This is a genomic window from Brevibacillus gelatini (assembly GCF_050920745.1).
Classification (GTDB): Bacteria; Bacillota; Bacilli; order Brevibacillales; family Brevibacillaceae; genus Brevibacillus; species Brevibacillus gelatini.
Window position 1 is genome coordinate 91,066 of record NZ_CP154342.1, and the last position, 15,178, is coordinate 106,243.

Sequence of the window (15,178 nt, forward strand, 5' to 3'; positions counted from 1 at the left end):
GCTTGGGGAGCTAAGGCTTCTTTTCGCATGGTCGACCTGCGGCAGAAATCACAAGTCCAGTCAGGCTCTGGCTGCAGATGACAGAAGAATTAGAGAGGGGATTAGTGAATGCAAGTCATCATTAACCCGATGAAACAAGACTCGAACGTCGGGACAATTGTGGCTGGTTTGGAGAAAGGCCTGCATGAGCAGCTTGTCTCCGGTCTGGCAGGTTCGGCCCGGCAGGCACTGATGGTGGCGCTACAGCAAATGACCGGGCGTCCGGTCTGTGTCGTCACGCATAACATGTACCAGGCGCAAAAAGTATACGAGGACCTGAGTGAGCTGGTTCCCTCCGATCAAGTGCTGCTTTATCCCGGAAATGAGCTGATCGGCTCTGAGCTTGCCATCGCCAGTCCGGAGATGCTGGCCCAGCGCATTCATGTATTCAACCGTCTGGCCCAAGGCTTTACGGGTTTTTTGGTTGCGCCTTTTGCGGGGCTGCGCCGTCTGGTTGTTCCGCCACAGGTGTGGAAGGAAGCGCAGATTGAGCTGTCGGTCGGTGACGAGCTGGATGTTGAATCGTTTTTGTCCCGTTGCATTGAGCTAGGCTATGAGCGCGTCGATATGGTCGAGCGAAAAGGCGAGATGAGCGTTCGCGGCGGAATTATCGACTTGTACCCGATCGACTCGGAGTGGCCTGTGCGCATTGAGCTGTTCGATGTGGAAATTGACTCGATCCGGACGTTTGACATGCTGTCCCAGCGCTCGCTGGAATCGGTCCAGTCTTACCTTTTAGGCCCGGCAAAAGAAATGATTGCGTCTACACCATTGCTGATGGAATCGGCTGTCCGCTTGGAGCAAAAGCTCGGTGAAACCGTTGCCAAGCTGAAAGATGGCGCAGCCAAGGAAAAAGTGGTGGAGCGCATCGGCACCGATATTGAACGGATGAAAGAAGGGCAGCGCTTTTCCCAGTTGTACTCGTACATTTCCGTGATTTACCCGTCGCAGGACACGCTGTTGTCCTACATGCCGCCCGAGACTTTCCTGATTATGGATGAGCCATCGCGCGTCTTGGATACGGCTGCCCAGCTGCAAAAAGAAGAAGCCGAGTGGCTGACCGGACGCATCGCCCAGGGCGAGTACATGGCGAACCTCAATCTGTCACGCACGTATGAAGACATCGTCTCCCAGAAAAAGCGGCAGATTGTCCACCTGTCTTTGTTCCTCCGGCAGTCTCCGAAAACCCAGCCGCAAAACATCATCAACCTGAACTGTCGCACCATGCAGAACTTCCACGGACAGATGAACGTGCTGAAAACAGAACTGGCCCGCTGGAAAAAGTCCCAGGATCAGATTGTGTTTGTCGCCGCCGATCTGGAGCGCGCAAAGCGTCTGGAACGCGTCCTGCACGATTACGAGATGGAAGCGGATGTATTGACAGAAGCGGTCGAGGTAGTGCCGCCGGGACGGCCGACGATCATCCTGGGGAATCTCCAGACAGGCTTTGAGCTGCCGCTAAACAAGCTGGCTGTTATTACGGAGGGCGAAGTATTTACCGCCAAGCAGCGCAAGGCGCGCAAAGTTCAGCAGACGATGAACAACGCGGAGCGGATTAAAAACTATTTGGAGCTAAAGCCCGGCGATTACGTGGTGCATGTGAATCACGGGATTGGAAAATACCTTGGAATTGAAACCAAAGAAATACTCGGAATTCATAAAGATTACCTGCACATTCAATATGCAGGCGGAGACAGCCTGTTTGTTCCGATTGACCAGATCGACCATGTGCAAAAATACGTGGCGAGCGAGGAAGCCCAGCCGAAAATCTACAGCCTGGGCGGCAGCGAATGGAAGCGAGTCAAAAACAAAGTCCAGTCCTCCGTCAAGGACATTGCCGAAGACTTAATCAAGCTGTACGCTGCACGTGAAGCAGCGGTTGGGCACGCCTTTTCTCCCGATACGTCCGAGCAGCGGGAATTTGAAGCGATGTTCCCGTACCAGGAGACGCCGGACCAGCTGCGGGCGATTGCAGAAGTCAAGGCGGATATGGAACGCAAACGCCCGATGGATCGTCTAGTATGTGGGGACGTAGGCTACGGGAAAACCGAGGTTGCGATCCGCGCAGCGTTCAAGGCCGTCATGGATGGCAAGCAGGTGGCGGTACTGGTGCCGACGACGATTTTGGCCCAGCAGCATTACGAGACGTTCCGCGAGCGTTTTGCCGATTATCCGATTCGCGTGGAGGTGCTGAGCCGTTTCCGCTCGCGCAAGGAACAGAACGCCACGCTAAAAGGATTGAAGGAAGGCACGGTCGATGTCGTCATCGGGACGCACCGCCTGCTCTCCAAAGACTTGATGTTCCGTGAACTGGGACTGCTCATCGTCGACGAGGAGCAGCGCTTCGGTGTGAGCCACAAGGAAAAGCTGAAACAAATGAAGACAAACGTCGACGTCATTACGCTGACAGCGACGCCGATCCCGCGTACGTTGCACATGTCGATGATCGGGGTGCGCGATCTGTCTGTCATCGAGACGCCGCCGGAAAACCGCTTCCCGGTACAAACATACGTGATGGAATACAGCCCTGCGCTCGTGCGCGAAGCCATCGAACGCGAGCTGGCGCGCGACGGCCAAGTATTTTTCCTCTACAACCAGGTACAAGGCATTGAGCAGATGGCGGAACAAATTTCCATGCTCGTCCCCGATGCGCGGATTGCGGTTGCGCACGGACAGATGAACGAAAGCGAGCTGGAGGGTGTCATTCTCGATTTTCTGGAAGGCAACTTTGATGTGCTGGTCAGCACGACGATTATCGAGACAGGGGTCGACATCCCGAACGTCAATACGCTCATCATTTACAACGCCGACAAAATGGGCTTGTCCCAGCTGTATCAGTTGCGCGGACGGGTTGGCCGTTCAAACCGGATCGCCTACGCCTACTTCACGTATCAGCGGGACAAGGTGCTGACAGAAGTTGCGGAAAAACGTCTGCAGGCCATCAAGGAGTTTACGGAGCTTGGCTCCGGCTTCAAGATCGCAATGCGCGACTTGTCCATTCGCGGTGCCGGGAACCTGCTGGGCGCGGAGCAGCACGGGTTTATCAATACGGTCGGTTTTGACCTGTACAGCCAGATGCTCAAGGAAGCGATTGACGAGCTGAGGGGTGAGGTCAAGCAGGAAGCTGTGACACCTGTGGAAATCAGCCTGCAGCTCGATGCGTACATTCCTTCCATGTACATTACCGACAGCCGGCAAAAAATCGAGATGTACAAAAAGTTCGTGGCGGTTTCCACGCTGGATGATGTCAACGATCTGGCAGAGGAATTGCTTGACCGTTTTGGCCCTGTTCCCAAGCCGGTTGAAAATCTGCTGACCATTTCCCGTTTGCGGGTTTACGCCCTCAAGCATCACATCACCGAGATCAGCCAAAAAAATCCGGACGAAATCAAGCTGGTTTTGCATCCTAGCCAAAACAACAACATTGACGGCGGCGCTCTGTTCGCGATTGCCAGCAACTGGAGCCGCAGGCTGGGACTCTCAGGTGGACAACAGATCGTCATTACTGTTAAAGTAAAAGGGTTGAGAGAAGACGAGGGCGTACAGTTGGTGGAAAAACTGCTGCGCCAATTTCACCAGGTGCGAAAAGACACTGGTACGGAAAGCCCTGTGTCCTGAGGGACAGGGGATAGCCGGGAAGGGAGATTCCTACGATGAAACGTTCTGTAGCGATTTTATCTTCTGCTGTTCTGGTCGTGGCGCTCATGACAGGCTGCGGCAAGGCAGAAGAAAATGCGCAACCAAACCAAAATCAGGCCAGTCAGACAGAAGGAAATAAACAAGGCAATCAGACTGCTGATGCCAATGATCCGCTCACGCAGTTTCCCAAGCTGACCCTGCCATATGCAGGCGATGCGAAGGCTGCTTACGTGGAGTATCAGGGCGGCACAGTGACAGGTCAGGAGTTCGAGGAGTTCCTGCGCGTCATCAACTTCATGAATCCGCAGCAAGGTACCATGATCGAGGCTGCTGACAACGAAGCACTGAAAGCTTTTGCTCGCGAGTATACGGCAACGAAAATTTTGGCGAGCCGTTCCGATGACGCGATGAAAAAGGAAGCAAAGGACATGGCGGATAAGACCTTTGAAAAAATCAAAGGTCAGTACATCAACTTCCTGGGCAATGACGAAGCCAAGTTCAACAAGCTGATGGAAGGTCACGGCGTAACCAAGGAAATGGTTATCAACCAGATGACGCTCATCAACGAATCGATCACGGTGCTGAAAAAGAACATCAGTGACGATACACTGAAACAGAAGTATGACCAAATGGACAAAGGGTCCCGTACCATCGCGTCGGTACGCCACATCCTGATTTCCACCGAGCAGCGCAAGCCGGAGGAAGCGCTGAAAATCGCCAACGACCTCGAAGCCCGTCTGAAAAAGGGTGAGGACTTCGCGAAGCTGGCGAAAGAGTTTACCGACGACCCAGGCAGCAAGGAAACCGGCGGCCTGTACGAAAATGCCGACGTAAGCCAATGGGTGCCTGAGTTCAAGGATGCCGCGCTGAATCAAAAAGTCGGGGAAGTGGGCCCTCCGGTCAAAACAAGCTTTGGCTATCACATCATCAAGGTTGAAAACCGCAAGGAAAAAACCTTCGATGAAATGAAGGAAGAGCTCCGTGCAAACGCACTGGAGGCTGGCTACGATGACTTCGGCAAAAACGAGCTGGACAAGCTGATCGTGAAGTACAACCTGCCGCAGTCCAAAAACGAGGCAGAGAAAAAGTAAATAACGTATGAAGCGAAAACAGGGAACCCATCTCCCTGTTTTTTCGTTTTCTCGCATATTCTTGAAACAAGGGCAAATACTATAACCACTCGCTACCACCCGGGGGAGAGTAACCAAAGCAACTGGTAAAAATTGATACAAGCGCTCATAGTTAAAATTAGAATTTGAGGAAAAAATACAAGTAACCAACCACCATCTATTCACTACCCACTTCTCAGGGAAAGCGAGGCAACATGACATGAAAGCAACTGGTATCGTTCGTCGAATTGACGACCTCGGTCGGGTCGTGATTCCTAAGGAGATTCGTCGTACACTGCGCATTCGTGAAGGCGACCCGCTTGAGATCTTTGTGGATCGTGACGGAGAAGTAATTCTCAAGAAGTATTCACCGATAGGAGAACTGGGTGATTTTGCAAAAGAATACGCCGACTCCCTGTATGAGAGCCTGAATCATACGGTATTGATCTCAGACCGGGACAGCATCATTGCCGTAGCTGGAGCATCGAAGAAGGAGTACCTGGAAAAACCGATTGGCAGCATTGTGGAAAAATGTCTGGAGGAGCGCAAGACACGACTGGAGAAAAACACCGGCTCCTATGAGATTTGCCGCGATATGAGCGAGACATACGGTTCGTTCGTCGTCGCTCCGATTGTAGCCGGAGGAGACCCGATCGGTTCCGTGATTCTCCTGAACAAAAACGAATCGACCAAGATGAGTGATTTGGAGATGAAAATGTCGGAGACCGCAGCAGGTTTTCTGGCGAAGCAAATGGAACAGTAGCAAGCGTGCGTGAAACAGCCTCGGAAAAAATCGGGGCTGTTTTTTCTGCCGACAATCCAGCACAGCCTTTTGCGAGCAATGCTTTTTTCGCTTTTTTTCTCGCCGATTTGCTTGTGGTATAATGGACGAAGTTTCTGGTTGGAGAGGAGAAAATTCACGCACATGGCTCAAGAAAAGGCATCCGTTCAATTTGTGAAAGGCGCCGCAATACTCGGGGTTGCCGGTCTTGTCTCCAAGCTGCTTGGCGCAGTATACCGCATTCCATACCAAAACATTGCCGGAGATATCGGCTTGTACGTATATATGCAAGTATACCCGCTATACACGACGCTCCTGATTCTGGCGACGGCAGGTTTTCCTATCGCCATTTCCAAAATCGTTTCTGAGCGCATTGCAATCGGTGATGCTCTGGGGGCGCGAAGAGCGTTTCGCGTTGCCAGCATTTCGCTGGTCGTGCTCGGCCTGTTTTTCTTTTTGCTGCTGTACGGAGGCGCTCCGCTCATCGCCCGGTTTATGGGAGATGAGCATCTGACGACTCCGCTAAGGGCTGTAGCCTGGTCACTGCCGCTCGTGCCGATGGCAGCGATTTTGCGGGGATATTTTCAGGGACACCAAAACATGATGCCGACCGGAGTATCGCAAGTCATCGAGCAGCTCATTCGGGTTATTTTCATATTGCTCGCCGCTTTCTGGGCGATGAACGTTTACCAGGACGCCTATCTCGCAGGGACCGGGGCAGTATTTGCCGCTTTCCCTGGGGGCGTGGCCGCCATTCTCGTCCTGCTGTGGTACTGGAGAAAAGACAAGCAGGGCGCCCACCTGATCCCCGAGCAGCGGGCGGGAGTAGGAACCTGGACCAACCGTCAGGTGCTGCGCAGCCTGTTGATGTACGCTGTTCCGATCTGCATGGGCGCGCTGGTTTTGCCGCTCGTTCCGCTGGTCGACTCCATTACCGTCGTCAACATGCTGCAAATAAGCGGCACACCGGAAGATTTGGCCAAGCTGTTGAAAGGGGCATTTGACCGCGGCCAGCCGCTCATCCAGTTTGGTACGTTCTTCGCGACGTCGCTGTCTTTGGCGCTTGTGCCTGCGATCAGCGAAGCTGTGGCGCAGAGACAGCACCACATGATCGCGAGCCGCTCGGAAATCGCCATTCGCCTGACGTTTTTGCTGGGACTCCCGGCTTCGTTCGGCCTCGCTTTGCTCGCAGAGCCGGTCAACGTCATGCTCTACGGCGATAAAAACGGAACCGAAGCACTCGCCGTACAATCGTTCACGATTATGTTTGCCACACTGAGCATCGCCAGCGCGGGCATCCTGCAAGGGCTGGGGCGCGTCATGCGGCCGGCGCGCAACCTGTTTATCGGCGTCATGGTCAAGCTCGTCCTCAACCTTGCACTCGTTCCTTTCTGGGGAATCGCGGGTGCCGCCCTGTCTACCGTGATTGCCTATCTTGTGGCGATGGGGCTGAATGTGCTCGCGGTAAAAAAATACACCGGAGCGCACATTGGCTTGCGCCAGACGGTTCACAAGCCGTTTTTGTCTGTCATTGTCATGTCGGTGGTCGTTTTGCTCGTAGAATGGGGAGCAACCGCCCTGCTCGGCAAGACAGGGATGTCCGAACGGCTGTATCAGACTTTGGTCGCGCTGATTTCCGTTGGCACCGGAGCGCTGGTGTACCTGCTGGCCCTGCTGAAGACGGGCGGACTCACGCGCAGCGATATTCACTTTTTGCCAAAAGGAAAGCGAATTGCTGGGCTGTTGACACGGTTCCAGCTTCTCCCTAAATAACAGGCATGTCGGAGGCGAAACGATTGGATACGAACAAAAAAACGATTACCGTAGTAGGGCTGGGCGCAGGCGATCTCGACCAGTTGCCATACGGCATTTATCGGACGCTCAAAGAAGCCAGACAGCTTTATTTGCGGACAAAAGAACATCCTGTAGTAGCCCAGTTGGCAAGCGAAGGCATCGCGCTGACATCGTTTGACGAGGTGTATGAGCAGCACGACGGCTTTGAAGAAGTGTACGCCGAGATTGTTGAGCGGCTTTTTGCCAAAGCAGAGGAAGCGGGCAGCATCGTGTACGCTGTTCCCGGACATCCGCTGGTGGCAGAGCGCACGGTTCAGCTTTTGCTTGCGGAAGGTCCGAAGCGCGGGGTGCAGATTGAGATTGGCGGCGGACAGAGCTTTATCGATCCGCTTTTTGCCCGCCTGCAAATCGACCCGATTGAAGGCTTTTCCCTGCTCGACGGAACTGCGCTGGCTGCCCATCAAGTGTCGCCGGGCCTGCACACGATTATCGCCCAGGTGTACGACGCTTTTGTCGCCTCTGACGTGAAGCTGACCTTGATGGAAGTGCTGCCGGATGATTACGTGGTGACAGTGGCGACAGCAGTAGGGGTAGCGGGACAAGAGCGCATCGAGAGCGTGCCGCTGTACGAGCTGGATCGAATCGAGCATTTTGGCAATTTGTCGTTGGTGTACGTTCCGCCGACTACGGACCAGACGGTATTGTACCGCCAGTTTTCCTATTTAAAAGAAATCGTCGCGATTTTGCGCAGCCCGGACGGCTGCCCGTGGGATCGTGAGCAGACGCATCAGAGCATTCGCAAAAACCTGATCGAAGAAACGTACGAAGTGCTGGAGACAATCGACGACGAAGATCCGGAGGCAATGTGCGAGGAACTGGGCGATCTATTGATGCAAATCATGCTGCATTCGCAAATGGCCGCAGAGGACGGGTATTTTACCGTCGACGATGTGGTGGCGACCTTGAATGAAAAGCTGGTTCGCCGCCATCCGCACGTATTCGGGGAAAAGAATGCGAACGATTCGGAGGAAGCACTGGCGAACTGGCAGGAGATCAAGGCCCAGGAAAAAGCGGCAAAAGGCATTGACGTAGCCGCCGCGTCCAGGCTGTCAGGCATTCCGCGCGACCTCCCTGCCCTGATGTACGCCTACAAGCTCCAGAAAAAAGCGGCAGAGGTCGGCTTTGACTGGGACGATATTGCGGACGTCTACAAAAAGGTAGAAGAGGAATACCGCGAGCTGCGGGAGGCTTCCGCAGAAGAACGCGCGGGCGAATTGGGCGATCTGCTCTTTGCCGTCGTCAATCTGGCCCGTTTCCTCAAGCTTGATCCGGAGGAAGCGCTGGCCTTGACGAACAACAAGTTCAAAAAACGTTTTGCCTATATCGAACGCAAGCTGCAAGAGGCAGGTCGCACGTTTGAGCAGACAGACCTGCAGGAAATGGACAAATGGTGGGAGGAAGCCAAACACCAGACAAAAGGGAGAGAGTAAGGATGAGACTGGATAAATATTTGAAAGTATCCCGCCTGATTAAACGCCGCACACTCGCCAAAGAAGTGTGCGACAAAGCCCGGGTAGAAATCAACGACCGTCCGGCCAAAGCGTCCAGCAACGTCAAAATCGGCGACAAGCTGGCGATCCGCTTCGGACAGAAGATCGTCACCGTCAAAGTCGAGGACATCAAGGAAAACCCGCGCAAAGAAGAAGCGGCTTCGCTCTACACCGTCATCGGCGAAGTGCCTGTACCGCGTGACGAGAAGGAAGAAGACGCTTATCTCAAAGGACAGTAACAGTGTAATTGTCGTCGTGCAGACTGCCGTTTGGGGCAGTTGGGCTATCGACGGATCGACAAATGGGAGGGAGGGCTGTCGCCCCCAGAGAGCATGACAGCGAGTTCCCTCTAAAGGGTCAAGGGTCTCCCTGAAAATGGGAGACCCTTTCTTCACTCTCATTGCGCTGACTAATTGTAGTCCTGCACAGCCATATTATATGCAAAAGCTAAAAAACGATTCAGAAAAGACCGGAGAACAACTGAAGCCTGCTCTAATTAAAGAGCAGGCTTCCTTCACATTCTTCTTAGCTGAGCATAAAGCTCCTTCACGTTCATCCATGTTACTTTAAGTAATTCCTGAAATAAGGATACCATAGCTAGTACTTAACAGCAACAAGATATAATTTACCATTTTGCATAGAATAAAGTCAAGTCCAAAGACCTGACTTTTTCATTGCTGCGTTTATTTTATCAAGTTCATATCCCTTAATATTGCCGACCGTTGAAAAATCAAATCGCTGGATGCTGATTGGCATTGAGTTTAAGACATTAACCCAACGTCTTAATTTCTTAAAGTTATAAACTCGATCAATTTCAACGTAAATGCCACTTGCCAACTGATCGGGAGTAGGCTCCTGCGTAGAGAGGGGGACTACAATAGCTGTATTGCCTCCTTTTCTTAAGACAATTCCAGGATGCTTCCCACCTAGCTCTTCATCAATATTATACCCAAAATGAATCCAATACACGTCACCGCGTTTTATTTTAATGCCTTCAGGTATTGTAAATGCTTTTTCATTCAATACAATACCGGTTTTTCGATTGACCCAATCAAGGTAGTCACAGGCTAGATCATATTCTTTTCCAGTAGTAGTTTCCTTTGCTTTATAGAATTCGTCCAAGGCATCTTTCGCTTGTTGCAAACGTGTATTTAATTCCCCCTGATTTGTCTCACTCATTTTAATTCCCCCATTGCGACTTTCTTTGCTTTCTCTCGCTTTTTAACGATAAGTGTGATTAACGGCGATGCCTGGAAAAGAATGTTGTCTATATTGTTGGTTTCTCGCACACAGCTTGATAGTTACGACGAGCATCTAACTGGTCTTCTGTTTGCAGGGCTCCCAAAACATTAATTCGTGGTATGTTACGCCTCGTCCATCTCTTTTGATAAATGGAGTTTATCACGAAGCAAAATGCACTGTAAAATGCGAAGTTATGCAACGGAATGCGTAAACAATTGCGCTAATACTCGTGTGAAGTTGCTGAATGATTCGCTGGAATTATATTTTAATCAGACGTAAATGAGACAAATAACAACACAAAATCGAGGTGTGTTCCCGACATATAATGGGATACACCTTTTTATTGCCCATTCTCCTTCGGTTAACCAAAGTGTAGCTTCTGATTCTGCTGACGGTCGACAACTTGTCCATTTTCACTAACAGTCTAAAAACCCCAGGACGCTTTTGCCCATAAGCAGGATATAATGAGAGTACATCAAGGCAAGTGAGAAGGGATGTGGTGCAGGTGGAACAAAAAGCTGTTCAGACGGGATACTTTTTGGCCATTTCGCTTTTGCTTTCAGCTTTGTTCTACTTTTTTGCCTCCAACTGGCCTGTAATGGACAGATGGGAGAAAATTGGCGTCAGTGCCGCAGTATTGGCTCTTTTTTATCTGTTTTCGTATGCGGCATCCATTGTGCTTACGCGTCACTCGTTTCTCAGCAACTGGCTGCTGGTGGCCGGAGGGCTGGCATTCGGCCTGTGTGTCGCTTTGCTGGGACAAATCTACAACTCCCACGCCGATAGCTACATGCTGTTTGTGGTCTGGCTCATCCCGAATTTGCTTTTTGCCATTTTCACGCGCTACCAGCCGTTTTATGTCATCAGCTACGTCCTTGCGCACCTGGCGCTCGGCTTTTTCCTCCATCCCTCCGTCGTGCACGTGACTCGCGAGGAAGAGTGGTGGTACATGGTTTATTGGCTGATCGCGCTTGGCAACATCGTGCTGTTTTACTTGACCGCCACACAGAAGCTGCGGTCTGGGCCCATTTACTATTTGTCCTTTCTCGTTTTTTCCGTCAGCTTGTTCTTGTCCGCGTTCGCCGATGTGTACGGAGCGCTGCCGGAAATGCTGTACCTGCTCATGGGGGTGCTTCTGTTTTTCGTCTTCCTGAAATGGCTGCCCAATCGCGGCATGCTGATTGTCACGGCTGCCTTGCTGGCGCTGTTTGTGCTCGCGAAGTTTTTCCGGATGATGCTGGAGCATTACTCCGAAGGCTTTTTCCTCCTTGCGCTCTTGGCGGCTGCAGGCCTCGTCTGGGGAGCGGTTGTCGGCATCAACTGGCTGCGCAAGGAATCGGCCCATCATAAAAGCAAATGGGTGCAGTTTTTCCAGGAGGCCTTTACGGTACTCGTGACGACGGTCGCGGCATCCATCGGAGCAATCTCGTTGACCGGATTGCTCGTACTTATTTTCGATATGGAGGAACCGGTCCTCTACGTTATTTTCTTCCTGTCTCTGATCGGATTTGTCGGCCCTGTCCTCTTCATGAAAAAGATGGATTCGACGGTGCGCTACACGTTGCTCACCATGGGCTACATGCTTGGAGCCGCTTCTTCGTTGTTTTTGGAACAGTATTACTGGATATTGTTCCTTGCCGCTTTGCTTTACGTATGGAAGGCAGTAGCAAGCATTCCGGCGCGGCTGTTGACCCAGTTGGCCTTTTTGCTGGTGCTGTTTTTCAAACTGACGGACTTGCATGTGTCGGAAACAACGGTGTTGCTGATCGTGTTTGTGTTTCAAATGGCGATGTACTACGTCAAACGTTTGCCTGCTGTCTTGCAGAACAGCTCTCTCGTCTATGCCCTGCTTGCGCTGATTGCCTTGACAGAGACACATTTTGATTCGCTTGCCGCGAATTTGCTGGCTAATCTCGGGTTTTTTGCCTTCACTACCTGCTTGCTGTACCAGACCTTGCGCCAAAAAGGCAAGAGTGCTTTCGGGATTGTTCTCGCCTTCTGGTTTGCCTTCCTGCTGATGAAATACTACGACCTGCTGTGGAGCTTGCTGCACAAGTCGCTTAGCCTCTTCCTTTTGAGCGTGGTGTTTTTTGCAGTCAGCTACTGGCTGGAGCGGCGGATGCAAGGAGAGTGGGCTGCACCGACGCCAGCCGTATTTACCCGTAGGCGGGTGAGCCTGGTGCCGATTATTTTGCTGCAATTTCTATTGACTGGCTACCAGGTGTACAGCAGCGAGTCGATTTTGTCCAAAGGCGCGACCATCAAGCTGGAGCTTGTTCCCGTTGATCCGCGCTCGCTTTTGCAGGGCGATTACGTCAGGATCGGCTACACGATTTCGACACTGGAGGGCGAAGATTTTTCTTCTGGAGAAAAAATTCGCGTGGTGCTGCGAAAGCAAAGCGATAACGTGTACGACTACGCCGGATACTACGAAACAGCAGGAAATTGGAACAAACCGTATACGGCTGAACCGACTGATGTCATCATCAACGGGAAGACAGTCGGAGGAAGCCAGATCGAGTACGGGATCGAGAGCTACTTCGTCCCGGAAGGAACCGGCCTCGTCGTAGAGCGAAATGCGAAGTTTGCCACGATCAAAGTCGGGGCCAACGGAGACGCTTTGCTGGAAAGCCTGTCGCTGAAATAAATGACGAACCGACCAAAAGCAAGAAGCTGTCCGACAACATCATCGGGCAGCTTTTTTGCGTGGGTATGCTGTTCGTTACCAGTCTGTAACCCTTTCTTGCCGAACTTTTCCTATCATAGAGAGAATGACAGCACATATCATCACCATGTGCTTGCAGGCCGCTTGCGGTCACATCCATATTGGAAAAACGGCGAGCTGTTCGCCCACCTGAAACGATCAGGAAAGTTTTTCACAGGAGAAGGAGGCGTTACCGTTGAACAAAAGCGCGAAGAAAGGTATCTCTGTCCTGCTGGCGACTACGGTGCTAACAAGTCCATTTGTGATGGAGCCAAAAGCCGCTCAAGCTCTTTCCATTGAGGAGGTTTCGGCAGACGATACAGATGTTGATGAAGAAACGGAATATACGATTGAGTTTGAAATCGACAAGGAACTGAAGGCGGGAGACCTCATCTACGTCCGTTTCCCATCTGATTTCACGGTCGACAAGAAACTGAAAAAATCCGACGTATCCGTCAAGGATGATGGCGACAAGGTCACGATTGACAGCGTGTCAGTCAGCAAAAACGTGGTAGAAATCGAGGTTGGGGAACGCATCAAGAAAGGCTCCGTTGTCACCGTGACAATCGACAACGTCACCAACCCCGATGACAAGGGAAGCTATTCGATTGAAGTCAAGACGAGCAGCGAATCCACGTACAAGAGCAAAAAAATCACCATCGGAAAATCGTCGTCCAGCAGCAGTAGCAGCAAGGGAGACTTCGAAGCTTCGCACAGCAACAAAAATGCAGAAGAAAGCATTTCCCTGACGCTGGGCAAATTCACACTGGCGTCGAAAAGCAGCAAGCTGAAAGAAGGCAAGTACATTTACGTTGATTTCCCAACGAAAGACATGCTGCCGAAAAGCATCAGCAAGTCGGATGTGAAAGTGAACGGCTACAAAGCCGATTACGTCTCGATCATCGACAGCGACACGATTCGCATCGAAATTCCGAGCGGCGCAGACGGCGACAACTACATCAAGCTGGAATTCAGCTCGTCTGCCGGAATCGTCAACCCGTCCACTCCCGGCAAGTCCTACTACTACACCGTCGAGTATGACAACAAGGAGTACAAATCCAAAAATGTAGAAATTACGGGCGCAAGCAGCACGCCGTTCTCCGTCTCCTTGTCCGACAATTCGGCAGGAGCGAGAGCCAGCTACACGTTTGACATTGATCTGACGTCCAAGCTGTACAGCAATACAGAAATCGAGGTAGAGTTTCCTGAGTGGGGAATGGTTCCGCCTGTACTCTCCAGCTCTAACGTAACCGTCAACGGCAGTCAGGTGACGGGACTTAGCGCGAACGGGAACAAGGTGTATTTCCGCACGCCCAGCAATTTTTCCAGCACAAACCGCCTGACCGTCAAATTTGCGTACGAAGGCTATCTGACCAATCCGAAATCGTCCGGAAGCTATAACATTACGGCCAAAATTGACAACAAAACGTACAAATCCAAAGATTTTCAAATTGTCGGTGCCCCGGCACCTGTCGCGGTAGACAATACATTGGCTACAATCGGCCTGACCAGAGCGACTGCTGCGACCCCGTCAGGCTTGCAGGTCGGCATCAAAGGACTCGGTGCGCCCATCGCCCGCAACCAGGGCTTCATTGAAATCGTGTTCCCGGTCGGATTCCGTGTACCAGCCTACGTGCCAGCAAATACAGTAACGGTAAACGGCGTAGCCGCAAACTACGTTGGAGCGCGCGGGCAAAACCTGATTATCGTGCCTTCGACGGACATCCCGGCAAGATCGGCGGTACAGGTCAATATCGCGGAAACAGCAGGGATTGTCAATCCGGCCACTCCGGGCGTTTACAGCATCGGCGTCTACACCTCCGAAGAAAAAGGCTTGCTCTTCGCCCGTCCGGCCAATGTGGTCGCTTTGAACGGCGTGAGCTTCAAGGTGAATGTCGCGTCGTTTACCAAGTCAGGCAAAACGACTGGTTTGGCTGTAGCCCCTTACACAGTCAACGGGCACACGCTCATCCCGACCACGTTCTTCCGCGACGCACTCGGCTTTTCGATCAGCTATACGAAAACAACCGCCAAAGTCACAAGCGGCAAAACCGTGATGCAGTTCAAGGTCGGCTCCAACATCATGAACGTCAACGGACAAAACGTCACCTTGCCGACAGCCGTCCAGTTGAAAAACAACATCCCGACCTTGCCGCTCAAAGCGATTGCAGATCGCACCGGCTACAAAATCATCTACGTAAACGGAAACTACACCATGTACAAATAAGCTTTTGGCAGAAGTACCCCCGCATTCGTGCGGGGTTTTTTTGTTCTAAACGGACATCCCCCTCCATACGATAGTACAAGAAGGGCACGTTAG

Annotated in this window: 9 protein-coding genes; 8 read left to right on the forward strand and 1 reads right to left on the reverse strand. The window is 51.9% G+C overall.

Annotated features, from left to right (window positions below):
* Nucleotides 1-108: 108 nt before the first annotated feature.
* The 6 genes from mfd (at nucleotide 109) to AAFJ72_RS00625 (ending at nucleotide 9,151) form a co-directional block, all read left to right on the forward strand.
* Complete coding sequence (mfd, locus tag AAFJ72_RS00600) at nucleotides 109-3,657, forward strand: transcription-repair coupling factor (RefSeq protein WP_432775719.1); 3,549 nt, start codon at nucleotides 109-111, stop codon at nucleotides 3,655-3,657.
* Between the two features lie 35 nt (nucleotides 3,658-3,692).
* Nucleotides 3,693-4,769 (forward strand): peptidylprolyl isomerase, encoded by a 1,077-nt coding sequence (locus tag AAFJ72_RS00605; RefSeq protein ID WP_432775720.1) that lies wholly within the window; start codon nucleotides 3,693-3,695, stop codon nucleotides 4,767-4,769.
* A gap of 238 nt (nucleotides 4,770-5,007) precedes the next feature.
* Entirely contained in the window at nucleotides 5,008-5,550 is a 543-nt protein-coding gene (gene spoVT / locus AAFJ72_RS00610; RefSeq protein ID WP_122905233.1) for a stage V sporulation protein T, read from the forward strand.
* Between the two features lie 162 nt (nucleotides 5,551-5,712).
* On the forward strand, nucleotides 5,713-7,341 hold the full coding sequence (locus tag AAFJ72_RS00615) for a putative polysaccharide biosynthesis protein (protein ID WP_432775721.1): 1,629 nt from the start codon (nucleotides 5,713-5,715) through the stop codon (nucleotides 7,339-7,341).
* Between the two features lie 23 nt (nucleotides 7,342-7,364).
* Complete coding sequence (gene mazG, locus AAFJ72_RS00620) at nucleotides 7,365-8,852, forward strand: nucleoside triphosphate pyrophosphohydrolase (protein WP_432775722.1); 1,488 nt, start codon at nucleotides 7,365-7,367, stop codon at nucleotides 8,850-8,852.
* Between the two features lie 2 nt (nucleotides 8,853-8,854).
* On the forward strand, nucleotides 8,855-9,151 hold the full coding sequence (locus AAFJ72_RS00625) for an RNA-binding S4 domain-containing protein (RefSeq protein ID WP_122905236.1): 297 nt from the start codon (nucleotides 8,855-8,857) through the stop codon (nucleotides 9,149-9,151).
* Between the two features lie 409 nt (nucleotides 9,152-9,560).
* Here the strand turns inward: AAFJ72_RS00625 and AAFJ72_RS00630 are convergent, their stop codons facing one another.
* Complete coding sequence (locus tag AAFJ72_RS00630) at nucleotides 9,561-10,091, reverse strand: type II toxin-antitoxin system PemK/MazF family toxin (RefSeq protein ID WP_122905237.1); 531 nt, start codon at nucleotides 10,089-10,091, stop codon at nucleotides 9,561-9,563.
* Between the two features lie 568 nt (nucleotides 10,092-10,659).
* Here AAFJ72_RS00630 and AAFJ72_RS00635 point away from each other — a divergent pair.
* The gene (locus tag AAFJ72_RS00635; RefSeq protein WP_432775723.1) at nucleotides 10,660-12,801 is read left to right on the forward strand and encodes a GDYXXLXY domain-containing protein; all 2,142 of its coding nucleotides are present in this window, start codon (nucleotides 10,660-10,662) and stop codon (nucleotides 12,799-12,801) included.
* 253 nt (nucleotides 12,802-13,054) lie between these two features.
* The gene (locus AAFJ72_RS00640) at nucleotides 13,055-15,085 is read left to right on the forward strand and encodes a copper amine oxidase N-terminal domain-containing protein (RefSeq protein WP_432775724.1); all 2,031 of its coding nucleotides are present in this window, start codon (nucleotides 13,055-13,057) and stop codon (nucleotides 15,083-15,085) included.
* The last annotated feature ends 93 nt before the right edge of the window (nucleotides 15,086-15,178 follow it).